General features: G+C 57.4%; 25 protein-coding genes. 14 read left to right on the top strand and 11 right to left on the bottom strand.

What is annotated here, in order from left to right; all coding sequences use genetic code 11:
• Positions 1-75: 75 nt before the first annotated feature.
• Entirely contained in the window at positions 76-990 is a 915-nt protein-coding gene (locus tag C1896_04525; protein ID AZZ47528.1) for a LysR family transcriptional regulator, read from the top strand.
• Between the two features lie 111 nt (positions 991-1,101).
• A complete protein-coding gene (locus tag C1896_04520; protein AZZ44241.1) occupies positions 1,102-2,472 on the top strand; it encodes an IS1182 family transposase in 1,371 nt (456 codons plus the stop codon).
• A 1,125-nt stretch (positions 2,473-3,597) separates the two neighbouring features.
• Here the strand turns inward: C1896_04520 and C1896_04515 are convergent.
• From C1896_04515 to C1896_04505, 3 genes are read right to left on the bottom strand one after another with little or no spacing between them, the layout of a single operon-like run.
• Positions 3,598-5,064, bottom strand: a complete 1,467-nt coding sequence (locus C1896_04515; GenBank protein ID AZZ44240.1) for a hypothetical protein — start codon at positions 5,062-5,064, stop codon at positions 3,598-3,600.
• Positions 5,061-5,417, bottom strand: coding sequence for a hypothetical protein (locus tag C1896_04510; GenBank protein AZZ44239.1), 357 nt, complete (start codon positions 5,415-5,417; stop codon positions 5,061-5,063). Before C1896_04510 ends, C1896_04515 begins: the two co-directional genes overlap by 4 nt.
• Positions 5,418-5,428: 11 nt before the next feature.
• On the bottom strand, positions 5,429-7,018 hold the full coding sequence (locus tag C1896_04505; protein ID AZZ44238.1) for a hypothetical protein: 1,590 nt from the start codon (positions 7,016-7,018) through the stop codon (positions 5,429-5,431).
• 675 nt (positions 7,019-7,693) lie between these two features.
• On the opposite strand from C1896_04505, the gene C1896_04500 reads away from it, so the two are divergent.
• From C1896_04500 to C1896_04470, 7 genes are read left to right on the top strand one after another with little or no spacing between them, the layout of a single operon-like run.
• The gene (locus tag C1896_04500; protein AZZ44237.1) at positions 7,694-8,362 is read left to right on the top strand and encodes a hypothetical protein; all 669 of its coding nucleotides are present in this window, start codon (positions 7,694-7,696) and stop codon (positions 8,360-8,362) included.
• A complete protein-coding gene (locus C1896_04495) occupies positions 8,359-10,017 on the top strand; it encodes a hypothetical protein (GenBank protein ID AZZ44236.1) in 1,659 nt (552 codons plus the stop codon). Before C1896_04500 ends, C1896_04495 begins: the two co-directional genes overlap by 4 nt.
• 11 nt (positions 10,018-10,028) lie before the next feature.
• The gene (locus tag C1896_04490; GenBank protein AZZ44235.1) at positions 10,029-11,057 is read left to right on the top strand and encodes a hypothetical protein; all 1,029 of its coding nucleotides are present in this window, start codon (positions 10,029-10,031) and stop codon (positions 11,055-11,057) included.
• Between the two features lie 3 nt (positions 11,058-11,060).
• Positions 11,061-12,368: a hypothetical protein gene (locus C1896_04485; GenBank protein AZZ44234.1), complete on the top strand. Its 1,308-nt coding sequence runs from the start codon at positions 11,061-11,063 to the stop codon at positions 12,366-12,368.
• Positions 12,365-12,751 carry a hypothetical protein gene (locus C1896_04480; GenBank protein ID AZZ44233.1) on the top strand — a complete coding sequence of 129 codons (387 nt, stop codon included), beginning with the start codon at positions 12,365-12,367 and terminating at the stop codon, positions 12,749-12,751. Before C1896_04485 ends, C1896_04480 begins: the two co-directional genes overlap by 4 nt.
• Positions 12,748-13,341 carry a hypothetical protein gene (locus C1896_04475; protein ID AZZ44232.1) on the top strand — a complete coding sequence of 198 codons (594 nt, stop codon included), beginning with the start codon at positions 12,748-12,750 and terminating at the stop codon, positions 13,339-13,341. The genes C1896_04480 and C1896_04475 overlap by 4 nt, the downstream gene beginning before the upstream one ends.
• Before the next feature lie 9 nt (positions 13,342-13,350).
• Positions 13,351-14,049, top strand: a complete 699-nt coding sequence (locus tag C1896_04470) for a hypothetical protein (GenBank protein AZZ44231.1) — start codon at positions 13,351-13,353, stop codon at positions 14,047-14,049.
• A gap of 270 nt (positions 14,050-14,319) precedes the next feature.
• Here the strand turns inward: C1896_04470 and C1896_04465 are convergent, their stop codons facing one another.
• From C1896_04465 to C1896_04440, 6 genes are all read right to left on the bottom strand, one after another.
• Positions 14,320-15,090 carry a hypothetical protein gene (locus C1896_04465; GenBank protein AZZ44230.1) on the bottom strand — a complete coding sequence of 257 codons (771 nt, stop codon included), beginning with the start codon at positions 15,088-15,090 and terminating at the stop codon, positions 14,320-14,322.
• A gap of 281 nt (positions 15,091-15,371) precedes the next feature.
• Positions 15,372-16,289 carry a cytochrome C gene (locus C1896_04460; GenBank protein ID AZZ44229.1) on the bottom strand — a complete coding sequence of 306 codons (918 nt, stop codon included), beginning with the start codon at positions 16,287-16,289 and terminating at the stop codon, positions 15,372-15,374.
• Positions 16,286-16,933 carry a cytochrome c4 gene (locus C1896_04455; protein AZZ44228.1) on the bottom strand — a complete coding sequence of 216 codons (648 nt, stop codon included), beginning with the start codon at positions 16,931-16,933 and terminating at the stop codon, positions 16,286-16,288. Before C1896_04455 ends, C1896_04460 begins: the two co-directional genes overlap by 4 nt.
• A 56-nt stretch (positions 16,934-16,989) precedes the next feature.
• A complete protein-coding gene (locus C1896_04450) occupies positions 16,990-17,769 on the bottom strand; it encodes a thiol:disulfide interchange protein DsbG (GenBank protein AZZ44227.1) in 780 nt (259 codons plus the stop codon).
• The gene (locus tag C1896_04445; protein AZZ44226.1) at positions 17,766-18,581 is read right to left on the bottom strand and encodes a peroxiredoxin; all 816 of its coding nucleotides are present in this window, start codon (positions 18,579-18,581) and stop codon (positions 17,766-17,768) included. Before C1896_04445 ends, C1896_04450 begins: the two co-directional genes overlap by 4 nt.
• Positions 18,581-20,284, bottom strand: coding sequence for a thiol:disulfide interchange protein (locus C1896_04440; protein AZZ47527.1), 1,704 nt, complete (start codon positions 20,282-20,284; stop codon positions 18,581-18,583). The genes C1896_04445 and C1896_04440 overlap by 1 nt, the downstream gene beginning before the upstream one ends.
• 246 nt (positions 20,285-20,530) lie before the next feature.
• On the opposite strand from C1896_04440, the gene C1896_04435 reads away from it, so the two are divergent.
• Together C1896_04435 and C1896_04430 are read left to right on the top strand one after the other, a co-directional pair.
• Positions 20,531-21,226: a DNA-binding response regulator gene (locus C1896_04435; protein ID AZZ44225.1), complete on the top strand. Its 696-nt coding sequence runs from the start codon at positions 20,531-20,533 to the stop codon at positions 21,224-21,226.
• Positions 21,223-22,605 (top strand): two-component sensor histidine kinase, encoded by a 1,383-nt coding sequence (locus C1896_04430; GenBank protein AZZ44224.1) that lies wholly within the window; start codon positions 21,223-21,225, stop codon positions 22,603-22,605. Before C1896_04435 ends, C1896_04430 begins: the two co-directional genes overlap by 4 nt.
• 49 nt (positions 22,606-22,654) lie before the next feature.
• Here C1896_04430 and C1896_04425 read toward each other — a convergent pair whose 3' ends face one another.
• Positions 22,655-22,999, bottom strand: coding sequence for a transcriptional regulator (locus tag C1896_04425; protein AZZ44223.1), 345 nt, complete (start codon positions 22,997-22,999; stop codon positions 22,655-22,657).
• A 183-nt stretch (positions 23,000-23,182) separates the two neighbouring features.
• On the opposite strand from C1896_04425, the gene C1896_04420 reads away from it, so the two are divergent.
• Both C1896_04420 and C1896_04415 read left to right on the top strand, forming a co-directional pair.
• Positions 23,183-23,617: a hypothetical protein gene (locus C1896_04420; protein AZZ44222.1), complete on the top strand. Its 435-nt coding sequence runs from the start codon at positions 23,183-23,185 to the stop codon at positions 23,615-23,617.
• A 12-nt stretch (positions 23,618-23,629) separates the two neighbouring features.
• Entirely contained in the window at positions 23,630-24,379 is a 750-nt protein-coding gene (locus tag C1896_04415) for an MBL fold metallo-hydrolase (GenBank protein AZZ44221.1), read from the top strand.
• Positions 24,380-24,406: 27 nt separating this feature from the next.
• On the opposite strand, the gene C1896_04410 is transcribed toward C1896_04415, so the two are convergent.
• Complete coding sequence (locus C1896_04410) at positions 24,407-24,658, bottom strand: hypothetical protein (protein AZZ47526.1); 252 nt, start codon at positions 24,656-24,658, stop codon at positions 24,407-24,409.
• Positions 24,659-25,116: 458 nt separating this feature from the next.
• Between C1896_04410 and C1896_04405 the strand changes: the two genes are divergently transcribed.
• On the top strand, positions 25,117-25,332 hold the full coding sequence (locus C1896_04405; protein AZZ47525.1) for a hypothetical protein: 216 nt from the start codon (positions 25,117-25,119) through the stop codon (positions 25,330-25,332).
• Position 25,333: the final 1 nt, after the last annotated feature.

The raw sequence follows: 25,333 nt of genomic DNA, 5'->3' as shown, positions 1-25,333 counted from the left end.
CCATGATTGATCTCAATAAATGGAAATGATTGGATTATACTATTCCTGAAAATGGAATAAATGGGGGGGGGCAACATGCTTAACCGCATGGAGATGGTTAGGATTTTTTGCACAGCAGCAGAGGCAGGTAGCTTCCGCGAAGCGGCAACTCGATTAGGCATCTCCCCACAAGGGGTGACTCGAGCCATTCAAGCCCTGGAAACTGAGCTTGGCGAATCACTGTTCCACCGCAATACCCGCCAGGTGAGCATCACTGCTTTCGGTCAGGATTACGCCAAAGATGCCATGTCAGCTCTGGATCATTTCGATACGCTATTCCGGTCGCACAGGACGGAGCCTGAGCTGTCAGGTAAGGTGGGGATTACGGCTCCACATGCTATTGGCAGGCGCTTCCTAATACCGTTTCTTCAGCCCCTGGCCGCTGCACATCCTGACCTGCAATTCGATCTCCGCTTGGAAGATCAGATGACTGATGCCGTTGAAGCGCATATCGATATTGGTATCCGGGTGGGGGTTATTCGCGACCGGCGCTACGTTGCACGTGCCTTAGCTCCCGTGCCGTTTTACGTTGTCGCGTGCCCGTCTCTCATAGGCCAAAAGACACCACCTAAATCTTTGGATGCCTTAGCTAAGCTGCCACTTTCAGTCCTGATCGACCGGAAAAATGGCCGCCCTTGGCCTTGGCTATTTGCCGACGGGCAAACGTTCGCGCCCAGGCAGCCAGCGCTTATCTGTGATGATCCAGATACGGAATTGGAAGCCACCCTGGCAGGCATGTGTTTTGGCCAAATTCCTGCCTATCTGGCTGAGCCTCATCTGCGGTCAGGAAAGCTGGTTGCCGTTTTGGCTGATCACGCTCCAGCACCATGGGATCTGTTCATATACCGCCCGCAGCAGGGTCCTGTATCGAAGCGGGTGCGATTGGTGTACGACCACCTTAAGCAGGCTTTCTCAAACCCCAAGCTATTTCCCCAGGGCCTGGGGACATAGCTTGAATACCTGCCAGCAATCGTCCGCTTTTGGCCGATTCTGTTGAAAAAGTAGCGACCTCCCCATGCCGTTGGCAAAATTGCTTTGTCAGCGGGCGTGGAGGCGAACAGCATGATGGGACAGTTACCGGGAGGACAGCAGCGCCTGTTCTACTCGTTCAATCTGGAAGATCACGTCCCGGCCCAACATCTCCTGCGAAGCATCGACCAGTGCCTGGATCTCAGTGATCTGCGTGCCTACCTGGCGGATTTCTATAGCCCCATCGGGCGCCCCTCGATTGACCCGGAGTTGATGGTGCGCATGCTGGTCGTCGGCTACTGCTATGGCATTCGTTCCGAGCGGCGATTGTGCGAAGAGGTGCACCTGAACCTGGCCTATCGCTGGTTCTGCCGGCTGGGTCTGGAAGACGAAGTACCCAATCACTCGACCTTCTCGAAGAATCGCCATGGGCGTTTTCGTGACAGCGATCTATTCCGCTGGTTATTCAATGAGGTGCTGCGGCGCTGCATGGCAGCCGGCCTAGTCAAGGGTGAAGGTTTCGCCGTCGACGCCAGCATCATTAAGGCGGATGCCAGCCGGCAACGTGGGGTGGCGGGAGATCAGGTCGATTGGAACGACCCAAAGCTCAGCAGCCGAGCAGTGCGTGAGTACCTCGAAGCCCTTGATGAAGAGGCGCTGGCTGAGGCTCTTCCCAAGAAAATTTCGCTCACAGACCCTCAGTCCCGTTGGACAGCAGCGCCAGGTGGCCCGGCCTTTTTTGCCTACTCCACGAATTACCTGATCGACACTGAGCACGGTGTGATCATGGACGTGGAAGCTACCCCGGCGCACCGTACCGCCGAAGTCGACTCGACCAGGACGATGGTCGAGCGTGTCGAAGCGCATTTCGATCTCACGCCGGAACGCCTTATCGGCGATACCGCTTATGGCACCGCCCCGATGCTGGCCTGGATGGTAGAAGAAAAGGACATCGAGCCGCATGTGCCGGTGTGGGACAAGACCGAGCGCAAGGACGACAGCCTCTCCAGTAACGACTTCCACTGGAATCAGGAAGCCAATGAATATCGCTGCCCAGCCGGCAAACCGCTACGCAGTGAATGGCGTGCCTTCACTCAGCAAAGATCGCGGGTAACCAAGGCCAACACCATCATTTACCGCTCCAGCCAAACCGACTGCGCCACCTGCTCGTTGAAAGCGAAATGCTGCCCCAACACGCCGAATCGGAAGATCGTCCGCAGCATCCATGAGTCTTCCCGCGACGTGGCTCGACGCATCGCCAAGACACCGGAATACCTCGTCTCTCGCTGCGAACGAAAGAAGGTGGAAATGCTTTTCGCCCACCTCAAACGGATCATGAAACTCGACCGTTTACGACTGCGTGGCCTAACGGGTGCCACTGACGAATTCACCTTAGCTGCGATGGTGCAGAACCTGCGCCGCATGGCCAAGCTTTTGCCTCAAGGGCCACCGCTGACGGGATAGGTACGCCTGCTACGAGCAGAAACCCTCAAATTAACCCTTAAACCGGAGCAAGGACGCTCAGTGAAACGCCGGAAGGCAACTTGAAGTGGCTTGCAGCCATTTCGACAGCAGGTACATCCGACCGCCTTGCTGCCGCTAAACCTACTTTTTCAACAGAATCGGCCGATTGCTGCCTTCCACAGCATGGTCACCGGTCAGCAATCAACAAACCAGTTGTAAAAATGGTATCCCGCGCTAACTGACACAGCACATGTGCCCAGCGTCAATAGAGGCCACTGTCCCTCGACACCAAGCCACCACTGCACTTTAAATAGAAGAGCTCCCACCAACGCGCAGGCCAGAACACCAAGACCCAGGCCAACCAAAGCGAACAGCCGAGCCCCTAGCCCTGGATTTCCGCCGTGCCAGTTCTCACTCAGGCAAAAGGGGCAATGATTGGACGAAGGCGAATAACCCCAGAAACCACGGCTATATGACGCCCTCGGAACCATCGCTTTGCCACAGTTGTGACAGGTAACCATCGAGTGTCTCATACCGCACCTCAGCTCAAATCGTCCTAGATGAGCCCATGGTGCGCTACCGCGGAAAAACCCCAACTACCGGACCTGACATCTAGCCAACACCTGCTGCTAAGCTGGGCATCGAACCCTCCCGCCCAGGTAACCGGGGTTATGCTGTAGGCGACTGATTCTACTGAATCCTCCTCGGTGGTCGACCGGCATCGCCCTGTCGCGAAACGAGAGTTCAGGACGCCAGTTCAACTCCTTCTAAAGGCCGCTCATCGGAAATACGTGCACGGGGCACTTATGGGGGCATCTAACAATAGATCTTTCAAAAAAGTATTTAAGAACAATAGGTTATGCATATATTTTGGATCCCCCCGGCTCCACCAATTCGAAACACCTAAACCCCTGATTTTCCTAGTGAATTTCGGGGGTTTTTGCTTTCTGGATAGCGGGTGTCGAAGTTGAGCGTCTTCGGTGAGGCGCCTGCCTCCATACGCACCTGGCGGTCATGGGCATAGGCTTGAGGATCGATCCGCGAGGCGATGGGATCTCGCAAGCGCTTGGCCAATGCATCGAGTTTCTTACGACGTTGATACGCTTGAATGCGCCTATCAACCGCTCACCCTTTGGCTTTGTTGCAGCTGTCTAACAGAGCGTTATCGGTAGCGGCCATCGCCCTCGCGGCGCAAACGCCATACAGCTTCATCACGATCCAGTTCCGGTTTAACTGCTTGTTCAGCGTGATGAGGTCAGGCAGGAGTTCAACCGGCTCACCATAGCGATCGTAGCTGCGCTGTGCGAGTGTCAGCGCCTTCTCCGGCTCACGCTCACGTAACACCTCCACCATGAGCAAGTTGTCGCTGTAGAGCGCCCGCTCATCAGAAACGATGCTTTCAAGCTCAACGACCGCATCGCGTCCGAGGCCGTTCACACTCAACGCATTGATCAGTACGTGACGCGCAAAAGCTGCATTGGATGCAGGGGTTTGCCCAGCCTGACGTGCACGGGACAAAGCGTCTTTACGGTCCTGTTTCATTAGGGCAAGCGAGGAGACATGAGCTTCGTCTAATCCTTCGAAGAAACGACGAGCCTCAGAGGCGGCCATCACCTTTTTATAAGCGTCAACACGAAGGGACGGCCGCTCCACTTCAGCGTAATGCTGCTTGATATAGCTGCGCAGACCATCCATTCGAGCTCCTCCCGAATCATGGTGCCGGCTCCACTTCCCGATAAGCTTCTCGGCCTGATGTTCGAGTTTGTCCACCTGACCGTCAATGGCCTTAGCTAGTAAGCTATTGTCGCTAGGCTTAAACAGCTGGACATAGTCTTTCTTACGTGCCTCGCGTTGGGCCTTGGTCATATCATCCCAAGTCCTGATGCGGCTCAACAATTTATGCGCACCTATATAAGAGTACCCTGCCCGAATTACGAGATCGGCGCCCAATCGATCAGCCTCGTCCTCCTGAGAACGTGTCAAACCAGGAATAAGACCGATCTGAGACATTCCAAGCCCAGCCTCGTTGATGGCAAGCATACGCAGCAGATCGCTCTCTACCACATCAGCCTGTCGCTGACCGATGTACAGCTTACCGGCGCTGTAGAGCAAACCAGAGGCAGTATCAAGCCAATTAGTCTTGTGATGGTTCAATAGAACATGCGCGTACTCGTGTGCGATCAACGCCGCTAGCTCGTCTTCGCTCTCGAGCGCACCTAGCACCTTGTAAGGGATGTAAATCCCGCCGTCCTCATAGCTCGCTGCGCTGAACTCGGTATTTGGCGTAATGTATATCCGACCCGCAGCGGGTGTTCCCGGTAACGTTCGCTGGAGTTTCTTGAGGATTGAGTTTGTGTACTCGTCGATACGCAGATTTTCGGCAGTGCCTAATGCACGGTGCTGCAGCAAAAAGCTATCGGTGGTCTGCAGACTCACCTGTTCCTTGTTAGCTGCCGCACCAGGGAAACGCGAGTCGAATAGCGTAATGGTTGGGTCATCGGCTCCCATGACTATAGGCAATTTCGGCACGCTAACCTGCGCGCAGCCACCCATTACAGCCAGAAACAGCGCAGCACAAACAAGCCGCTTCATGGGCACCCCTCCCCGGCTCCGCGCGAGACGGCCGCTACTGAGTCCTGAAGCGTCGGCACACAGCCACTGTTTCCGATACTCGGCGGCGGAAATACTTCGACATCCATGCTGTCGAGCCAAAGCTCCTGCCCACTGAGTGAAACCTTCAGGTAGCCCCTAGGGCTTTGCTCGAGCAGCGCCAATGGTAACGACAACTCCTCGACCGAACGCTTGCCAGTTCGAACGTACAGCCCGTCTGCTTGACGCTCGTACACACTAACGGGGTCGACGTTTGCTTCAGTAACCTGCGAATCGGCAAGGCAGCTCAGGGGCAAGCCAGCGGCGAAAGCGAGACAAATGACAGATCGGATCATGGAGTTCTTCCTTAATTTACGGACGGCTGTCGCCGATTGGCAGAGGATTCCAATATCCTCCGGGCAAGTTCGAAAATGAGCAGAAGCCCAAGCCAGTCAAGCGGAGGGCGATGCAACACCAGGTAGAAAAAAGCACTAACGCCGAGCACCAGCAACGCAGCGAAGGCGTGCAACAGGAAATCCAAGCGTGCTGGGTTGGCACGAATGAGAGCCGCAGACACCCAGGCCAAGAGCAGCCCGAGGACTAGAAGCGTGGGGGTGCCTTCAGCCCGAGCGAAATAGTGATCGTCCCAGGTCAGCAAGTTATCCAGCGCCATGGCATGCAGATAGACGCCTGGCAATTGCCCATGGACGGGGCTTGCTACGAGGTCATGGATGCCGGCAAGGCTCGTTCCGACCAAGACCACCCGGTCTTTCAATAGTCCGCGAACCCGAGCGCTACTCAGGTCCTCTTCGCGCACCGTCAATGTATAGGGGCATGGCTGACGGCCTTGGACTTCGGACTCTTTATCGAAGCTGGCAAGTAAGCTTGACCACAGGATCCGTGCGGAGTCGAAGAGTCGGGTTCCAGCACTTTCCTCAGATGGCGCGCATTGACTCGCCGAGAGCAGGTCCCGAGCACGGATCTGCGGCGCAACGTTGTATCCCCATTGAACAACCATCGGCGCACAGAATGCGCCGACGTCACCTTCCGTCGAGGCGTCACCACAGCCCTTCTGCTCGCCACGCTCGCAGAGTTGGCGATACAGAGCGAAGGCCGCGGTCGGCAGGCTATCGGTGCCGCATCGGTTGTCACTTTCTGGCGGCGTCGCGCCAAAGCGATGGCTGCGGTCCACGAGAAGCGGATAGTCAGCGCCATATCCACTCCAACCGGCCATTGCCAGGTGAGTTCCAGGGACTTTTGCAAATAGGCTGCGCTCACCGCCATCTAGGACCGCTAGGTATAGCGGAACCCCCGTTTCCTTCAGGGTCTCCTCTAGCGCCTTTTGTGCAAGCGGGAGGGACGCATCATAAGAGCGGCGGTCCTCAACTAGAACGTCGAGAAAGATAGCAGATGGGCGTTGTTTGGCGATCCGTCGAACGACCTCCTCGTAATACAGATAGCGGGGCGGCCAGCTCTCGCCACGTACGGCCAAGGCGGCTTCGTCGATGAGTACTATTGCGATCCGCGACTGTGCAGTTGCTGGGTAGAAAGGCGCAGCTATCTTCTGCACGATCTGTTGCGAATGTCTTTCCACCGCGCCCGAAAGACCGAACGGATCGACAACCTCCAGCAGCCATGCGGGAATGATGAGCGCAATGGAAATCACAACCATGCGAGAGAAAGTTGCCCAGGCGACCAGATAGGCCGGCACTTTCTTTAAACGGTCATCCCGAAAGCTTGCGAAGTAGCGGAGCAGTAACTGCCAGCGCCGCCCAAAGCCTGCGCCTAGTCGATGCAGCAACTGGCGTGGCCGCCTACACATAAGTACCAGATGTGCAAGCTGCTTGAAGTAGTCTTCGATGCCTTTCATTTGCCCTGACGCGACGCCAGGGCGTGGCTCTTGGTGATTCCCGTTCGGCATCCCTGTCCATCCGAAGCATGCAGCCATCCGGCCCATGCGAGTCCTGAGTGATCAGATAGCATCATAACGCCATCATTGTGAAAGCACGACTTGAGTCACAAACCATTGATCGGATCAGCTATTTTCCCTGGCTGCGCTCGTTGGCGAAGAGCACTTCGGTGTAGCGAAAACGTAGCCTCGTTCTTGCTGACCCGCACGGTTGCTCTATGCCTACTCTCACAAGGCGATGCAGGCTAATGCTAACAAGGCACGTTCTACATCGCGTCCACCGGTGGGTTGATCGTTGGCGTGTAAAAGCCGGCTCTGGCATTGCAGGCTCGCCACTCCATCACAACGGACCAGTGCGCCTAGGTAGTGGGAGGTTCAGCTCAGATATGGATAGTCGTATTAGGGTCATTACGCTGGCAACAGATAGACAGTTTTGACGCTACCGCCCTGTAAACTTTTGGCTTACCCGGGCGATAAAGCCCACATGATTTGGGCGAAAAGCATCGGCAAAGAGACGAGCAATGTTGCTTTTACCCCATGGGGGTACGCAATCGATGGGCCCGCCGGGCTCGCAGAGAGAAATCGACCCGCTACCTTCGGCGACGTGAACACCATACAAAAAGCGATCTTTCACGGACGGGCGCTAATGGAATCAGCAAGACATGACCACTAAAAAGCTATTTGCTAGCAAGCGAGTCCTAAACCTTAACGCTTGGGATTGCTATGTCTGACTGTTTCGCTCTACTGCTTTTGGAATCCCCTTGGTGGAACCCAAACATAAACCCTACCCGAGCGTCGGCTCTCCCTTTTTTCCAAGGGATTGAGCGGCTGCATGATTATTTCAACATTTACTATTCGACGTTTTACGACACAAGGGGCTTCGAGGTCGCCCTCTCGCAGGACCTGATTCATACCCATGAAAAACGCCAGATTCTTTATATAGGTGCCCACGGCAACGAGACCAGCATTGCCAATGGCCGGGCCAGCACGCTTTTAGAGAAGGTTGCGCTTTACGGCGATAAGATCGAAGGGGTCATCGTCAGCAGTTGCTTGGTTGGTGCCCGGGAATCCAACCTCTGGGCACCCATCCTGATCAACAAGACTCGCTGGATATTTGCCTACCGCCATGAGGTCGGTTGGCTTGATTCACTGTTCATCGAATTGGCATTGCTGGAGGCTTTGGCCCTGGCAGAAGAACACTACGCTGATGACCGAGAAATCCTTCTGCACACCTTTGCCGAGGCCCTAGCCAAGTTCAATCCAAAGATGCCATTAGGCAGCGCTGGGGAGCCACTGTCCGAGTGCATTTGCCTGATGCAACGGGCGAAGTACAAGCGCAATCCGGAAAACCTGACATCATCTCTGATTGACCTTGCCTGGAGTGATCAATGACATTCGGCCCAATTCCTGTCGTGCTAGCCACCAGCGGCCATCGCGATTTATTGGATACAGAAATCGCCTCGATTCGCGAGGCGCTGCATATAGAGTTCACAACACTACGCAAGCAATACCCTGGCACACGCTTTCAATTATTGAACGGCCTTGCCGAAGGTGCCGATTGGCTAATCGCTGAGATAGCACTGGAGCATAGCATCGAGCTGATGGCCGTATTGCCCATGCCCCAAGCGGAGTACGAACAGGATTTCTCTACACCCGAAACACTTGCGAAATTTCGACTACTTCTGAGCAAGGCTGCCGAAGTACAGGTAGCTCCCATGCCGAGATATCTCGCTTGCGATCCATCACGTGATGCTAGTTACCAGGCTCTGGGAATATGCCTAGCGCAGCAAGCACAGTGTCTCTATGCATTGTGGGACGGTAGTACGGAAAATTCCTTACCCGGTGGAACCGCCGATGTTGTAAGGCTTTGTCGTGAAGGCATCGAGAACGAAGACAATCCGTTGGCACAGCCGGAAACCTGCCAAGTTCGGCATCTGCGCTGCAATAGAAAAAAGAATCCACTGGCCTATACGGCCGAAGATGCCAGCAGCTGGGCCCCCGCAATTACTGATGCCGCTATCGGCACACGCAAGTGCTGGAGTGAAATATTCCAGTCCATAGAAGATTTCAACCAGGCAGCAATAAAGATTCAGGAAGCAGCACCTCACGAGATAGTCGAAAGCCGTCAGTGGTTGACTGGTGAAGCAAATTACCCTTCTGTCATCGAATCCAGTTTACAGACGTTCGCCATTGCCGATGCTCTGTCCCGTAGCAAGCAAAAGCAACGCAGTACCACCCTGTGGCTGCTCAGTCTGCTTGTTTTTCTGTCTATTTTTTTCCAGCAATTGCATCTGGGACCAGACATGCAATGGTACTGGCTGACCTTACATATTGGTTTTGGCCTTATTGCCTTCGCCAGCTACCGAGCATTTTTCAGCGGCACACGTAACAGCGAAGCTCAATACATGGACTGGCGCGCACTAGCGGAGGGATTACGCGTACAAGCCTGTTGGCAGGCTGCTGGCATAGACGAGTGCGCAAGCAAATATTACCTGAGTAGTCAAAACGATGAGCTAGGCTGGATTCGTTATGCTATTCAAAATATTACCAAAACTGGGAATACCGCCTTAACGGACTGCGATTTCCCATGGATAAAATCGCATTGGCTGGAGGATCAGAAAAAGTTCTTTTTGAGCGGAGGAAGCAGCGCAGCTAGCAAACAACAGAAAGTTATAAAGTGGATGCTATATAGCCGCTTCCTGTTCTTTGCAGGCGGCACTACCACTCTGCTACTCCTGCTTAAATCAATTGCCAGCCTCCCATCTCAACTCCTGCCCTGGCTAACATTACTTGCCGCCATCCTTTTCGTTCTGGCCGCAATCTGCCGAAACCATACAAACCTGATGGCCTATGAGGAAGATGCCAACAGATATCAAAAAATGGGAAACTTGTTCAGCCGCGCGATCATCGTGCTAGATCACCATATTGAAGCAGGAAACACCGAATCAGCCAAAAGCATTCTGAAGTTCATAGGTAAGGAGGCACTTGCCGAGAACGGCGAATGGCTACTGCTACACCGCCAACGTAAGTTTGAGCTACCCACTTAAGGGACTAAACAGTGAACGACATTTTTATCAGCTATCGCCGAGAAGGTGGCGCCACCACGGCGAGACTAATATGCAAAGCACTTGAAGAAAAAAAATTCAGGTGTTTTTTCGATAGCGAGTCTTTGAGTTTCGGAAGTTTCGCAGATAACATCAAGGATAACCTAAGAAACTCACCCAACTTTATACTTATTGTTACTCCCGGATCGTTAGACCGCTGTATCTCTAAGGATGACTGGGTGCGCCAAGAAATTGCTATGGCGCTTGAACTCTACAAATCTCAGAAAATCCGGAGAATCATTCCCATCTTCGCCAATGGCGTGACTGGTTTTCCAGCAAACCTGCCATCCGACATAAGCGCTATTGCTGAGCAAAATGCAATCGAGCTTAACCACAAAGACTTTGAGGCGAACTTTTCTCGCCTAATAGAACGTATCTATCACGAAAAACGCGACCAGTTACTTAACTATTTTCTTGACCAACATGGTGAAATGGATTCTCAAGACCTAGAATTACTCCATGACACATTCAAAAACTGCCTATCACCACCCCAACAAATGCAAGCACTTAAAAGCAGTATAAAAATGCATTGGGATGGAAACCCTAGGGTCCTGCTCGATGATTACCATGATAGTTTTCTTCGAGAACTATGCCGGATGCTGAACCTTAACCAAGAGGGAGGCAAAGAGACCATCTTAAATCGCATTGAGCAGTGGCTTACTAACGAGCAGCACGAAGACTCCGACGCGACAGTAAGCCAGAAGATCTTGGAATGTTATATCAATGAAGCTTCTTGGAAATTAGGGAGCCTTTGCGATCAGCTAGATATCAAGGTTGACAGGCGCTCCCCCTCAAAGATGAGGCAAACATTGTCCAATAGATTGAAACTAGAATTAGACTTCGCCTCACTACCCATTCAGCACTTGAAAGCTATAGCGGGTGCAGCCTTAGGCGAAGACAGAATAGAGATGTCTAAAAAGCAAGAACTCGTAGATTTGCTTACTGATACTTATCAGCGCGGTCGAAGTGAAACGGATTGTTAAGTGATGCAGTTAGACCAAGCCAAAATCGCCCTGATGCACCTGCTCAATCTGCTGATAACCGGCGGGCTGGACGAGCGATTCACTCGGGCCAACCCCAAACTGCCGCATTCACTGGTGCGGCTAACGCTGGGTTGGCTGTTTCCTATGCTCGACTACGTGATGACCGGCGACCGGCAGATACGCTCGCGGCACCAAGAGTTCATCAACACCATCTTGGCAAACGATCTCAGCGTTAAGGAGCTAAATTTGGCTGATGGCGCACTGCGCGACAAGCAACTCCCATTCGACCCGCAGGTGTTGCCGGCTTTTTTGCTGATCGCCGAGCGCTTGCAGCCGGGGTTCTGTGAGGAGGCTTACAGCTGCTTGGACGATCTGATCCAGGCAGCTGTGGCCTGGGATGGTGACAAGACGCCCCAGGACATGGATAGGGCGGAGCAGGTGCTGGAACCGATTCGAAAGCACTTTGAGCTTGAAACCGAGCCAGGTTCCAGCCGCTCACCGATTGCGCCCGGCGAAGCCCTGAAAGAGCTGGAGAGTCTAGTTGGCCTGGAGGGAGTGAAGCGCGAGGTGCGCAATAGCGTGAATTTCGCCCGCTACATCCTCAACCGCAAGGAGAACGGCCTGCCGGTGCCGCCGGTTTCCATGCATATGGTGTTCACAGGCAATCCAGGCACAGGCAAAACCACGGTGGCCCGGTTGATAGCCGACATCTACCGCGACATCGGCTTGCTACGCAAAGGCCATCTGGTGGAAACCGACCGCTCTGGAATGATCGGGCAGTACCTTGGCCAGACGCCCGGGCTTGTCCGCGAGGTAGTAGAAAGCGCCTTCGGTGGCGTGCTTTTCATCGACGAAGCCTATGCGTTGGTCAAGAACGCCCACGAGACTGATTACGGGCACGAAGCAATCGCCACGCTGCTCAAACTGATGGAAGACCACCGCGACGACCTGATCGTGATTGTGGCGGGATATACCGAGGAAATGCAGACGTTCATCGACTCGAACCCCGGTCTGAAGTCGCGCTTTACCCGTTACATCCAGTTCGACGATTACGAACCCGCGGACTTGCTGCAAGTCTTCCGTCGCCTATGCGACAGACACGAACTGCGCTTTCGTGCTGAGGCCTGGCATAAGAGCCGCCAGACCATAAAGAACCGCTGGGAATTGCGCGGCGACCATTACGGCAACGCACGGGAAATGAGGACGTTCTTCGAGGAGGTGATGCAGGCCCACGCTAATCGGCTGTCGCAAATCGATAACCCCAGCCGTGATCAACTTCGCACCCTGACGCCGGAGGACATTCCCGGATGAGCCGCGAGCTACTGAAAACCAGCCTGCGGCACACACATGCCTATATCGATGCCTATGGCGTCGATCTGCTGCACGACGTAGAAATGCTTTTCCGGCAGGCGCTGGAAAAGCTCGAAGACTCGGATGAAACGGACGAACACGACGAGCACGACGAGCACGACGAGCACGACGATCTCTCAGTCAACTTCGCGGCTGTTACTGAACCCGCCATGGCGGTCGCGCGCCCGATAGCCCCAAAACCGGCCAGTGCACCAGTACCGAAGCAAGAACCAACCTTACCAGAGCAAATATTCATACCGGTTGCCCGATGGCATTTCTACCTTCCAGCTACCGTCGCTGCCCTGGCAGTCGCCGTCTCTTTGGTGTGGGGTTTACTGTCATGAATCGTACGCATCGTCGTTCCGTATATGGCAAAACCTATACGGTGGTGGATATCTGGCATGCTATTCGGACGACCTTCGGTTGCTGGCTGGCCATGCTTATCGGCCTGTGCCTGATCGGTACGTTACTGGTTCTGCTCCTGCTGAGCGATTTCAGACCAGCACTCTGGGTCGCTATCTGGTTCTGCGGCAGCGTGATTGCGGCCAGCGTATTTGGCTGGCGGGTCTGGCAGGCCCAGTCAGCTGGCATCCGCATTGACCCGGTATCCGCGGCCCTAAGTTTTAGCGCTGACGATCTGGAAAACAGCCTGCATGACATTCTCAGCCTACGGCGTTTCTTCGACCACGCCCATCGCATTCAGCTTGCCATCGACGATATCCAACGGCTGGACAACGATACACAGCGAATAGGACAGGGACGCAACCGCGGCAGACGCTACGGGCTAAATCTGTCCGGCGACTTCGGTTCCTACCAATTGATGTTCAGCCACAAGCAAAAACGGGATGAGTGCCGGGCCTTGCTCGTACAGGTCATCCGCCGTACCAAGGGGCGTGCTCCATCGTTTGATCCCAACATCGCGTTTCCTGAGTAACGCCCATCTATGAGTAGAAAGAAAAAACAAGAAAGCAATCCTGCTGGCCTAGTCATTGTGCTCGTCGGATGGTTGGTTTTCCTTTTCACCCTTCTGGCCACTTCCTTCATATGGCTGGGCTGGCTCATCAGCGAACTGCTTTACGCCAGACACCCACGTGTCCCTGATGAATCGGACATCCTCTTGGATATGGAGGAAGAGCACGAATTTTCCGAGAACCTCGAGCGCACCGAAGCAATAGGAGCTCGACTGGAGCAGATCGACTCTGAAGGTCAGCAACTGCGTCGCCGCAAAGACGGACTTTTTCACGCTGGAAGCGCATTGGGTGCCAGACTAAATGCGGAAATTGCCGAGCTGGTAGAAGAGCGTAGCGATTGTCAGGCTATTTGCCATGAATTGTTGCAACTGCCTGCCGAGCGCATACGGCAATGGTCCGCCCCCCTTAGCCGCCTGCTTGGCTTTCGCTGGGCCATCTCGACGTACGTTAGCTGCTTGGCCTATGGGGTGATCCTGGCTCCCTCCTCCGCCGTCGCGCTGCAAGGCGTTGTCCTTCGCAACTTGGGCGAATACCTACCGGCCCTCTCCTTTCCCCTTTACGGTGCCATGGCGCTGTCCAGCATCGTAGCGGTATGCGCAGGCGGTGCGGCCTACCTGTTTTATAACCGCTTTTTCTACAATCACTACGCAGCTCAATCTGAGGGGCGTTAGCAGGCCGCTGAACAGTCACAACTCGTTTCCATGGAACAGCTATCACTGCACCGATGGCGCCCTTCCCAATAATGAAAACGTGTTTTCAGCGAACGCCGTGCCCGCTCGAATCGACTTCAACCTGCCGGAACACAAACGAGCCGCCACCTTCGAGGAGAGCGACCGCCCTCAGCCGGCTATTAACGAGCACTGCTGTTCGTGTGTTCCGTCATGCATGGCAAGCGGTGGCTTTTGGCAAGCCGCCGCTTGCATGGCGGGTGGTAGGGCCGGTCAGCCCTGGTTCGGCTTGGTCATGTTCTTAAGAACGTCGGCGAGGGTCGCCACGTTGTCGTGGATGACGATATGGAATCGGTCAGATTCTAGATAGGCGCGCCAGTCAGCGTCCGACATGACCAACAGTTGGTCGATGTCGTTGGACATCTTCGTCAGCCGCTCCCGCGATTGCTTGAACCGGTTCGGATCCGTCGTCCAACCGTAGTCGCTGCCCGCATTCTCCATCGCGTTGAGCAGATCGCCGGTCGTTTCGCGCAGGTCGCGTAATTGCTCTAGAACGTTGCTGCCGATCAGTACCTGGATGCCCTTGGTCTGCCAATTCTCGGCGAGAATATTGGAGACCTGTTCCAGATGGGCGCCAAGGTTCTTGATCTGCTTGGTCACGGTCACGCTGTAATCTGGACCGCCCATCCAGTCGATCCACTCCTGGTCCGTGGCTTCGGCCTTTTCGTCCAGCACGGCTTCCATCTGCTCCAACTGTTCCTCGATCTGGTTGAGCCGCTGTTCCTGCTGCTCCCAATTGCCAAGTCCCAGGCCTTCCTCGGCGCCAAGGAGCGCACCAATGAAGTCGGCACTGGTCTCGCGCACATCGTCCACTGCGTCCACGACGTTATGGCCTACGGAGATGGACCGCACCCCCGTTCCGGCCTGTTGGCCTGCCTGATTGGTCTGGCCGGTCTGCTGCGCGACGGCAGTCCCGGGCAGGCCAACGGCCAGGGTTGCGGCGAGTATTGCTGCCGATAGGGATGCCGATTGCTTGAGTGTCATCAGTATCTCCTCCGTTCTGCTTTCACGGCCCGCAAAATGCGGTTCGTACAGTTTTGGGGCGCGATCGCCATGACAGTTCCTCAAATCATTCGACCTGTTTCTTTCGGATGATGACCGGTAGCCAGCAGGCCATTACGCGACAGCCGCAATTCTGATGGCCGGGGAGCACTGATGTCAGACGGCAGGATCCGCAATCTCTACAGTTGGCAGCAGGCGGCCGGGACGTGTGTCGACGCCGCGAAACGCGGGCGCCTAGCCCGCTGCGATACGAGCCCTATCGACTAAAGGCCCTTGCCCAGCATCGTGCCGTTGACGATTTCACCGTAGAGGTTCACGCCGTCGTTGGCGTGGAACTTGTCTCGGGTCTTTTCGACCGAGCCGTCGATCAGCCGCGGATCCTGGGGCCGTTCATGGCTGTTCATGAAGGCCGCCACGTGCCAGGCGTCTTCATCCGACAGGCTGCCGCCCTTGCCCAACGGCATGTTCTCCTTGATGAACGCGGCGGCAGTGTTAATCCGGTGCATGCCTGCCCCCCAGTTGAACGAGTCAGCGCCCCAAAGGGGTGGGAACACATAATCGTCACCGGACTTCTGCCCTTCCCCGTTCTGCCCGTGACATACAGCGCATTGGGCCGCATAGACCTGCTCGCCCTTGGCCAGGTCATAGCCGTTTTCAGGTTTTGGCACTTCCGGATAGGCACGACCGGGGAGCTCCTGACCAGTCGGGGCACCGGTAGCGAGCCAATAGGAATAGGCCGACAGTGCCGCGATCACCGGTCCGTCCGCTTCTGGGGCCTTGCCGTTCATGCTGAATTGGAAACACCCCTGTAGCCGCTCGGCGTAGCTGTTGACCTTGTTGTTTTTCTTCCGGTATGCCGGATACATGGTGTATGCCGCCCACAGCGGAGCGGAGTTGGCTTTGCGGCCCTGCTCAAGGTGACAGTTCGCGCACGCGAGGCCGTTGCCCACGTATTCCGGAGCCCGGTTTTTGGTATCGACAAAGATGGCGCGGCCTTCCTGGACCAGCTTTCCGTAAGCATCGTCGGGAAGTTCGCTCTCCTGGGGTGGCTGAAAGTAGCGGCTGCTGGCCGTCTCACCCGCCCCGGTGAGAATCTGCGACTGGTCCTCCATCACGATGTCATCGGCATAGGCTGGTGCGGCCAGGGCGATCAACAGCAAGGCGCTGGTTTGAGTGTTCATCTTGCTGCTCCTTGGTCGGTCAAACCGGCGAAGTACGCCGAGACGGCCTTGATCTCGTCGTCGGTCAGGCTACGGGCGATATGCCCCATCAGATCGTTGGGATCGTTCTTGCGCGTGCCTTGACGCCAGGCGGTCAGCTGCGAGGCCAGGTACTGCGCAGACTGTCCCGCCAGCGGCGGAAAGGCGTCGCCGACACCCACTCCGCTGGGGCCGTGGCAGGCGACGCATTCAGGGATGTTGCGCTCCCAGGCACCCCGCAGGGCCAGCGTTTCACCTGAGCCTTCAGCAGCCGCAGTACGGCCGATCCGTTCCACCTGCGGTCCCGGCTTGTCAGCCAGCATCGCCGTGACTGTGTCCGCTTCCTCGGCACTCAGGGCAGCAGCAATGGGCTGCATGACGGGATTGGCGCGTACGCCAGAAGCGAAATCGGCCAGTTGCTTTCTCATGTAACCAGCCGAGAGCCCAGCAAGCCTGGGAAAGCCAGCTGCCGCCATTCCCTCGCCCTCGACTCCGTGGCAGGTGACGCAAGCCATGGCGGCAGGATTGGAGCCGCCCTTGGTATAGACAGCCGTCGAATCGGCGGCATGGGCGGGCAGAAAGGCTGCTATCAGCACTCCCGTCAGCGGCCAGTGAGCGATATTCATAAAGCCTCCAGATCGTTTTTTATAGTTTTGGCAGCAGGCAGTGCTGTTTGACCTTTCTACCGTTTCGGTGACAGCGGCCCCATGATCTCGGCCAGGGAATCTGGACGAGGCGCACCTTGTTGCTGCTGCAAACGTCCGTTGCCGTCCAGGTAGTAAATGGCTGGCGTTGCCGAGGCGCCCATCGCCCCCATCAGCGTCAGGTTCGCCTCAAGCTTCTCAGTCAGCTTAGGCGATACCTCCTCAAGCGGCTCCAGTTTGCTCGCCTTCCCTGCTGCCTCGTGCCTGCTCAAGGCGGCCGCTGGATTCTCAGCCTCCAGAAGCGCAGCAGATTTACCCGCGCTGTCCGGACGCAGCATGCCGACCATGACATGGCGAAGCTGGACGTCGCCGGACTCGACCCATGGCCGGGCCTGCTTCCAGAACATGTTGCAGTACGGACAATTCGGATCGGAGAACAGGTAGACGATTCGCGGCGCCTCAACAGCGCCGTCCTGAATCCAGGTGCTGCTCTCGAGCCGTTGCCACATTTCCTTGCTGAGAGGTTCGTAGACCAGTTTTTCAAGGGGAGCCCGCGTCAGATCTTCGCCGCTGGCATCGAGCAGGCTGCCGATCAGAACGTGGTCACCGTCGGGCGTCAGATAAAGCGCGATGCCCTGTCCGTTATAGCGTGCTGCGTAGCCCTTCAATCCGCCCGGCGCGTCGAAGCTACCGACCACTTCGGCGCCGCGAGCCTCAACGGCCTGGACCGCAGGAGGCAGATCCTGTGCCAGCGCCACGGATGCGTGCAGCAAGGCCAGCGTTGAACAGAACAAAGAAAGCGGTCGCAGATTTTTCATGGCTGAGTGGTTACCTCCAGTTGTTCAAGGGCGCGCGCCAAACTGGCGCGAGAAAGCTCACCGAGGTGGCTGCCAACCTGCCGCCCGTCGGCGTCGTAGAAAAGCGTTGTTGGGAGTGCCGAAGAGCCTATGTGCTGGCCGAGGCGGCCGCCGGTGTCGAGCAGCACGTTGTCCAAACCGAGCGCTTCAGCACTGAGGAAGTCCGCGATGACCCGCTCGCCTTCGCCCTGGTTGACGAAGAGAAAGGTCACCTCGGACTCGTTGCGTTGTGCTTCTGCCAGGACTGGCATCTCCCGTCGGCAGGGCGTACACCATGTGGCCCACAGATTGACGACGAGCGGTTTGCCGACGAAATCCTGCAGGGCAACCGGTTTACCTTGACTGTCGCGCAGCCCCATCTCGGGAAGGCGCGTGCCCTGCTCGAAGGCATGCAATGCGAAGGTCCCGAACCCCCAACTCAGCACACCGACAGCGACCGCAGCGCCCAGCGGTTTGCGCAATCCGAGCTCACGCCTGGCCAGCCATACGCCAAGCAGCACGGCCACCAGCACGCCCGGCCAGGCAATGAACCCGCCGTCACGAATGTCGATCACGCGCCATGGCTCATCTCGGAAATGCTCGACGTAGACCACCACGAACGCCAACCTGGCGACGAGCAGCGCCACCAGTAGCAGCCTGAACAACTGCTGCTCGGGGTTGCGCTCGCTGCGCCGCCCAACCCACCAACCGGTCAGCATCGCCAAGAACAGGCTCGCCAGCAGCAATACATGGGGAACGGCCAGCGCAAACGGCCCCACGTTCATCGTCATCATCAGCCTTGCTCCATCGTTTCGTTCCACGTACCCAGGAATTGGCCGGCGTCGACCTCACCGGTTATGCGTTGCGAGCGGCGCTCCGCCCCGTCCGGGCCAATCAGCAAAAGCGTCGGCGGCCCCATGACCTGATAGCGCCCCAGCAGCTCGCGGCTGGCGGAATTGGTCTGCGTCACATCCGGTCGCAGCATGCGTACGCCCTTGAGCGCGGCTTGCACCTGGCCGTTGCCAAACACTTCCTTCTCCATGACCTTGCACGACACACACCAGTCCGCGTAGTAGTCGATCAGTACCCATTGCCCGGCAGCTTTGGCGGCAGCAAGCTCACGATCAAGCACAGCCGGATCGGTGAAACCAACGAAACCCTGCGGACCCTCGATCTCAGTTGTCGAAGCGACGCTGCTGGTGAACACGGCAAGCGGCCGGTTCGGATCCTCCGCGCCACCCGCCGCACCCAGCACCAGCGCCACGCCCCATACGCCGGATAACGCTGCAACGGAGCCGAGCAACGCCCGATGCTGCTTGAGCTGACGCGACAACTGCAGGAGTCCGTTGGCAACCAGCAGCCAGAATGCACCCCACACGCCCACCCACCACGAATCCGTCAGCAACGGGCGGAGCACATAGAGGGCCGCGACCAGAAAAATGAAACCAAACGTGGTTTTGACGCGGTCCATCCAGGGCCCCGGTTTCGGCAGGAAGCGATTGCCGACCGTCACCAGCAATACCAGCGGCGTTCCGATGCCCAGGCCAAGGGCAAACAGCACCAGCCCTCCGTTGACGGCACTGCCGCTCTGGGCGATATACAGCAATGCCGCAGCCAGCGGAGCGGTCATGCAGGGCCCGACCAGCAAGCCGGACAACACCCCGAGCGCGCTGGCCCCAGCCAGGCTACCGCCCTGTCGCTTCCGTCCGGCCTGTTCCAGCCGATCACGCAGACCAGCCGGCAACTGCAGCTCGAAGAAACCAAACATTGGTAAGGAAAGCAGAACGAACAGGCCGGCAAAACTGGCGATCAGCCAAGGCTGCATCAGCCATCCCTGCAGATTCGCACCGAGAAGCGCAGCCACGACGCCCAGCGCGGCGTAGACCAGCGCCATGCTGACCACATAGGAAGCGGCAAGCAGCATGCCGCGGCGAGGGCTGGCCCGGCTGCCGACCACAATACCGGCAAGGATTGGCAGCATCGGCAGGGAGCACGGCGCAAAGGCGAGCAACAAGCCAAGCCCAAAGAAGATCGTCAGACTCCAGCCAAGCGGCTGTTGCGCCAGTCTGCTTGCCAGTGCCTGATCATCGGCCTGAACAGGCTCAGAGGGTCCCGCTGCAGACCCGCTCAGATCGACCGTGCGAGTCTGCGGCGGATAGCACAAGCCGGCATCGGCGCAGCCTTGCCATCCCAGTTCTAGCGTAGCGAGGCCTGGCTCGGCGAGGGTGACCTCCAGGCTGTTGCGATAGACCTGTGAATCGCCAAAATACTCGTCGTGATAGGGCTCTCCCGGTGGCAACTGCGGTTCGTTACCTGCTGCCAATCCACCAAACCGCAGCCGCTCCTGATACAGGTAATAACCTGGCGCGATGTCCCAGCGCAGCACAACACCGCCGCTGGCTGGGCGTTCGACCCGCAGGCTGAACGCTTGGTCTACCGGTAAGAAGGTCTCCTGCTTCTGACCAAGCGCGAACGGCGCAGCACTCGCCAGCTGCACAAGCCAGAGGCAGCAGGCCAGAGAGAAAAAGACCGCTCGCATGAACTACACACCCCATCAGCAAATTCAATGCGAGCATGGCGACTGGGGATTAAGTGGCCGTTAACGAATTGGCTTGGAGCTGACCACTGACCGACAGAGAAAGACCGACATGCGAGGCTGCGCGAGCAACTCAGCGTACCCTCTGATAACGCTCCGTTAATCGAGAAGCGTGATACTGGCCGGTGCATTCAAGACGAGTTTCCCATGCAGGTACTGCTGACAGAAGACAATGCACTCATCGCGAGTGGCATCGTTGCCGGGCTCCAAGCCCAGGGCTTCGGCGTGGCCCATGCCGCGACTGCCGCTCAGGCGGACGCGCTGCTGCGCACTGCCCACTTCGATCTGATGATTCTCGACCTGGGGCTGCCAGATGAAGATGGCCTGCACTTTCTCCAGCGACTGCGGCGTCGCGGGCTCGAATTGCCCGTGCTCGTTCTGACAGCCCGGGATGCGGTGGCCGAACGTGTCTCGGGGCTCCAGGCAGGCGCCGACGACTACCTGGTCAAACCCTTTGATCTGCGCGAACTGGCGGCGCGGCTGCATGCTCTGCTGCGCCGCGTCGCCGGACGAACGACGCACCTGATCGAACACGGTCCGCTGAGCTATGACCCGGCCGCCTGCTCCGCCTCCATGGCGGGCGAACCAGTTGACCTGTCCCGGCGTGAACAGGCGCTGCTGCAAGCGCTCTTGCAGAACCCCGGCCGGGTGCTTTCTGCCGAGCAGCTCAAAGACGCGGTATACGGGCTGGATGACGAGGTCGAGAGCAATGCGCTCAACGTCCACATCCATCATCTGCGTCGCAAGCTGGGCAACGGCATTGTCGAAACCGTCAGGGGACTCGGCTATCGGCTGGGACCCGCCGGGCCCGTGACCGAGCCGGCCAGAGCCACCGACACATGAGTCTGCGCCTGCGTCTGACCCTCGCCCTCGGCGCCGCTTTTGTGCTGCTCTGGTCGGCGGCAGCGACCTGGATGCTGTTCGATGTACGCAACCAGCTGATGCTGTCGCTCGATCAGCGACTGGCCGCATCGGCTCGGATGGTCACCGGGCTGCTGGTGCAACTGCCGCAGCCGCAGCTGGGGGAAGGCGGTATAACTCGCTTGAGCGCAGAGCAGCTCGGTATCGAAAACGGGCTGGCCTGCCAGGTCAGCTCGCTGCGCGGTGAGGTGCTCGCGCGCAGCCATTCGGCGCCAGACAGCGTGCTCGACGCCCAGCACACCGGCTTTCACAACCAGCTGATCGGCGACACCGCCTGGCGAACCTTCACCATGATCCGCGACGGGATGCGCATCACCACGGCTGATCGACTCGATGAACGCGCGACGCTCAAGCGCTCGGTGCTGCTGGCTGCAGCACTGCCGGTACTCGTCGCCCTGCTCGGCAGTCTGGTCGTGCTCTGGATTGGCCTTGGCAAAGGCCTGTCGCCACTCAGGCGAATCCGCACCGCTCTGGCGCAGCGCAGTGCCGACTCGGTCGATCCCCTGATCATCGAACGGCTGCCGCCGGAATTGGCGCCTTTGGTAGAAACACAGAATCAGCTGTTTGCACGGATCGCGCAGGCGCTCGAACGTGAACGCCGGCTCACCGATGACGCCGCCCACGAGTTGCGCAGCCCGCTGACGGCCATCAAGACCCATCTGCAGGTCGCAGCCATGACCGAGGGCGATACCGCCAGGCGGGCGTTGGCCCAGGCCGAGCTCGGCACCGATCGCTTGCACCGAACACTGGAGCAGCTGCTGATGCTGGCCCGTGTGGAGGGACGGGTGTCTTTCGATGACGGCCAACGGTGCACGGCCATCGAGGTGGCGCAACTGGCCATCGCTGACGCCAGCCAGCAGCCAGGTCCCGGCATCGAGTTGAACGCGGCAGCAGACGTGTCCCTGCGTGCCCTGGCCATGCCGCCCGCTCTGGCCATCGCCGCACTGCGCAATCTGCTGGACAACGCACGCCGGCATACGCGCCCAGGGTCCCACGTTCAGCTGTCACTGCAGCAGCATGCTGAAGACAAGGTTTGCTTCACGGTGGTCGATCACGGACCGGTCATCGCTGCACAACAGGTCGAACGTTTTACCGAACGATTCTGGCGAAGCAGCGAGGGGGACGGCAGCGGGCTCGGACTCTCCATCGTCAAGGCCATCGCCGAGCGCTGCGGTTGTGAACTCAGGTTCATCGCCCACGGCGATGGACTGCAGGTCGAGCTGATCGCTGGTTTGCAGGAGGACGTTATTGAGAAGACTTCGAGGCTGAGTGATTCGCCATATCAACCGACTGACCGGTGACGCTTACGCTACGTATGCCGCATGCGAGACGCGCCATCGTGCGCCCTGCTCAAGGCTCGCTGACGTTCTCCTCGACGTGAGGCGCTTTACAGTACAGCTTGTACAACACCTGCATGACCTCCATCGCTTGTGGACTGGCGATGCCGTAGTAGACCTGCTTGCCTTCGCGACGGGTGCTGACCATGCCGTTATGCCGCAGCACGGTCAGTTGCTGAGAAAGGGTCGGCTGAGTGATGCCCGTCTGGGTCGCCAGATCGCCCACGCAGTACTCGCCCTGAGTCAGTTGGCACAACAGCAGCAACCGGTCGGGGTTACCCAAAACCTTGAGCAAACCGCAGGCCTGCGCTGCACTGCTACGAAGCGCTTGCATATCGATTTCTGACGCAGCGTCCATTTTCCACCGTTAATCAGGACAGGTTGACGGAACATTTTACCGATATATATCTCAATAAAGTGTCCCTGCTCGTCGGAGCGGTTTTCATCGGAACTTATGGGCGTTGTACTGCCTCGCACCTGTTCCAGTAGTCATTTTCTCACCACGCCAGCCCCACTGGTGGGCGTGCATCAGGAGACTGCCATGACCACAATCCATCAGGACCTTGCCACAAGTGACCAGACGGATCGAGTTCGCCGCTCGACATCCGCCTCGATCAATCACGCTATTGATCAGCAAACCGAAGAAAACATCCGCCACTTCAGCAATCTGGATCGACACTCGATCATCCAACGCATCGAAGCACTCGATCGCGAGTGGGATGTCGAGCGCGCGCTGGAGGTCAACGCTTCTTCGCTTGCGCTGTCCGGCCTGCTGCTCGGGCTGACGGTGAACCGTAAATGGTTCCTGCTCCCCGGTATTGTGCTGCCGTTTCTGCTGCAACACGGCCTGCAAGGCTGGTGCCCGCCACTGCCGGTCATGCGTCGACTGGGGATTCGCACGCGCGGCGAGATCGATCGTGAGAAGTTTGCACTGCTGGAAACGCTGAACCAAGCGCCGCAGCCATCCCACAACTGAACGGAGAAGACGATGATCTTTCGCCAGCTATTCGAGCCCGTTTCCTCCACCTACACCTATTTGCTGGGCTGCAAGGATACCGGACAAGCAGTGCTGATCGACCCGGTCATTTCGACGATGGATCGCGATCTGGCCGAGTTGGCCGGCCTGGGCTTGAAGCTGGCGTTCACGCTCGACACGCACGTACATGCCGATCACATCACCGCCGCGCTGGAGCTGAAACGGAAGACAGGCTGCCGTATCGCCAGCCCGGCCATCGACAAGCTGACCTGTACTGACGTAGGCATCGAGGAAGGCACTCCGTTTGAGGTCGGCAGCCTGCAGCTGACGCCGTTGCATACGCCGGGCCATACGGACGGGCATTTCGCGTACCTGCTCGGCGATCGACTGTTCAGTGGCGATGCACTGTTGATAGACGGCTGCGGCAGGACCGATTTCCAGAACGGCAGTGCAGATGATCTGTTCCACAGTGTCAGAGGCAAGCTGTTCGCTTTGCCGGACGACACCCTGGTTTATCCCGCCCACGATTACCATGACCGCCGCGTATCGACCATCGCCCAGGAAAAGCGACGCAACCCGCGACTGGGCGAAGCCGTATCGCTGGAGCAATTCAGAACGATCATGGCGGAGCTGGATCTGCCGTATCCGAAGTTCATCGATCACGCGGTTCCTGGCAATCGCCAGTGTGGTGTGTGCCCGTCCGACTTATCAGAAAGCTACCGGCAGTACTGCGAGCAGGCGGAACACAGCCCTCAGGGGTAAAAACACAAAGAACGCGAGCAGACTGAGTCATCCACGTAGCTGACTCAGTTGCCGTTTGAGCAACTCGACCTGCCCCGTTTCCGCTCGCAGGCCTGCGCTAAGCTCGGCCTTTTCGTGCTCCAGACGCTGGATGATCTCACCGAGCCCCTTTAGCAGATCACGCAGCACGGCGAGTTCCACCTTGTGTTGCCTGAGCTGCAACCACTGCAGCCACAGAATGATGGCCAACACCAGCGCAGCGCAAAGCGAACCTCCCGTCACCATCCAGAACGTCCCCATTGTTCCCATAGATCAAATCCTTCTGTTGCCACCGGCATATCCGGCGATGGCTAAACAATATGTCGCGAAAACTTACAGGTCGATAATGTTTACTCGTACAGGTAAACAAAGGCAGCGGGTTTTAGGCGAACTCAATGAGGGTCCCTAGGGTGTCCCCAGCGGTGGCAAACCTAGTGCTGCGTGCCAGCAGGCTAAGTGAGAGGAGACTTCAGCAGTGACCTGTGAGCGAACCCCTATGTCGCAAATAACGACATATCGATGCGCGACTCGCGGTCTGGCTGAACAGAACATTGGCCGGATCTGCCCGATTCAAACAGTTCCCAATCGAGGCTAACCGTTCAGCGGGAATCTCTTTTCAGGCGATGAGCGGAAGCTTGCAAAGGCCCTTCAGCTGTCAGAATGACATCACGGCTGCAGAGGAGCAGCCGCCTCTTGAATCGAGCGCGAGCCTGCTAATCATGTCTGCCGAAAAACTCTACACCATTGTCCTGGAGCACAGCCTGGAGGTACTCCTTGAGGCCGCCACAATGGAGCAGGTCGAAGCATTCTGGGATGCGTATGACAACCGCTACTTCGGCCTGCGCATGGAGGAGGAAACCACCCACCACGCGCGAGTGATCGTCACCGATGAGATCCCCGAGGACGAGGAAGAAGCCGAGCTTTGCATCGGCTGAT

Source organism: Pseudomonadaceae bacterium SI-3 (assembly GCA_004010935.1).
Classification (GTDB): Bacteria; Pseudomonadota; Gammaproteobacteria; order Pseudomonadales; family Pseudomonadaceae; genus Stutzerimonas.
Note: the sequence above shows the minus strand (reverse complement) of the source record. Positions and strands in the feature narration are given on the sequence as shown.

Excerpts from the sequence above, each read along its gene's own strand:
- C1896_04525 (AZZ47528.1), top strand. The coding sequence starts at position 76 with ATGCTTAACCGCATGGAGATGGTTAGGATTTTTTGCACAGCAGCAGAG.
- C1896_04520 (AZZ44241.1), top strand. The coding sequence starts at position 1,102 with ATGATGGGACAGTTACCGGGAGGACAGCAGCGCCTGTTCTACTCGTTC.
- C1896_04515 (AZZ44240.1), bottom strand. The coding sequence starts at position 5,064 with ATGAAGCGGCTTGTTTGTGCTGCGCTGTTTCTGGCTGTAATGGGTGGC.
- C1896_04510 (AZZ44239.1), bottom strand. The coding sequence starts at position 5,417 with ATGATCCGATCTGTCATTTGTCTCGCTTTCGCCGCTGGCTTGCCCCTG.
- C1896_04505 (AZZ44238.1), bottom strand. The coding sequence starts at position 7,018 with ATGGGCCGGATGGCTGCATGCTTCGGATGGACAGGGATGCCGAACGGG.
- C1896_04500 (AZZ44237.1), top strand. The coding sequence starts at position 7,694 with ATGTCTGACTGTTTCGCTCTACTGCTTTTGGAATCCCCTTGGTGGAAC.
- C1896_04495 (AZZ44236.1), top strand. The coding sequence starts at position 8,359 with ATGACATTCGGCCCAATTCCTGTCGTGCTAGCCACCAGCGGCCATCGC.
- C1896_04485 (AZZ44234.1), top strand. The coding sequence starts at position 11,061 with ATGCAGTTAGACCAAGCCAAAATCGCCCTGATGCACCTGCTCAATCTG.
- C1896_04480 (AZZ44233.1), top strand. The coding sequence starts at position 12,365 with ATGAGCCGCGAGCTACTGAAAACCAGCCTGCGGCACACACATGCCTAT.
- C1896_04475 (AZZ44232.1), top strand. The coding sequence starts at position 12,748 with ATGAATCGTACGCATCGTCGTTCCGTATATGGCAAAACCTATACGGTG.
- C1896_04470 (AZZ44231.1), top strand. The coding sequence starts at position 13,351 with ATGAGTAGAAAGAAAAAACAAGAAAGCAATCCTGCTGGCCTAGTCATT.
- C1896_04465 (AZZ44230.1), bottom strand. The coding sequence starts at position 15,090 with ATGACACTCAAGCAATCGGCATCCCTATCGGCAGCAATACTCGCCGCA.
- C1896_04460 (AZZ44229.1), bottom strand. The coding sequence starts at position 16,289 with ATGAACACTCAAACCAGCGCCTTGCTGTTGATCGCCCTGGCCGCACCA.
- C1896_04455 (AZZ44228.1), bottom strand. The coding sequence starts at position 16,933 with ATGAATATCGCTCACTGGCCGCTGACGGGAGTGCTGATAGCAGCCTTT.
- C1896_04450 (AZZ44227.1), bottom strand. The coding sequence starts at position 17,769 with ATGAAAAATCTGCGACCGCTTTCTTTGTTCTGTTCAACGCTGGCCTTG.
- C1896_04445 (AZZ44226.1), bottom strand. The coding sequence starts at position 18,581 with ATGATGACGATGAACGTGGGGCCGTTTGCGCTGGCCGTTCCCCATGTA.
- C1896_04435 (AZZ44225.1), top strand. The coding sequence starts at position 20,531 with ATGCAGGTACTGCTGACAGAAGACAATGCACTCATCGCGAGTGGCATC.
- C1896_04430 (AZZ44224.1), top strand. The coding sequence starts at position 21,223 with ATGAGTCTGCGCCTGCGTCTGACCCTCGCCCTCGGCGCCGCTTTTGTG.
- C1896_04425 (AZZ44223.1), bottom strand. The coding sequence starts at position 22,999 with ATGGACGCTGCGTCAGAAATCGATATGCAAGCGCTTCGTAGCAGTGCA.
- C1896_04420 (AZZ44222.1), top strand. The coding sequence starts at position 23,183 with ATGACCACAATCCATCAGGACCTTGCCACAAGTGACCAGACGGATCGA.
- C1896_04415 (AZZ44221.1), top strand. The coding sequence starts at position 23,630 with ATGATCTTTCGCCAGCTATTCGAGCCCGTTTCCTCCACCTACACCTAT.
- C1896_04410 (AZZ47526.1), bottom strand. The coding sequence starts at position 24,658 with ATGGGGACGTTCTGGATGGTGACGGGAGGTTCGCTTTGCGCTGCGCTG.
- C1896_04405 (AZZ47525.1), top strand. The coding sequence starts at position 25,117 with ATGTCTGCCGAAAAACTCTACACCATTGTCCTGGAGCACAGCCTGGAG.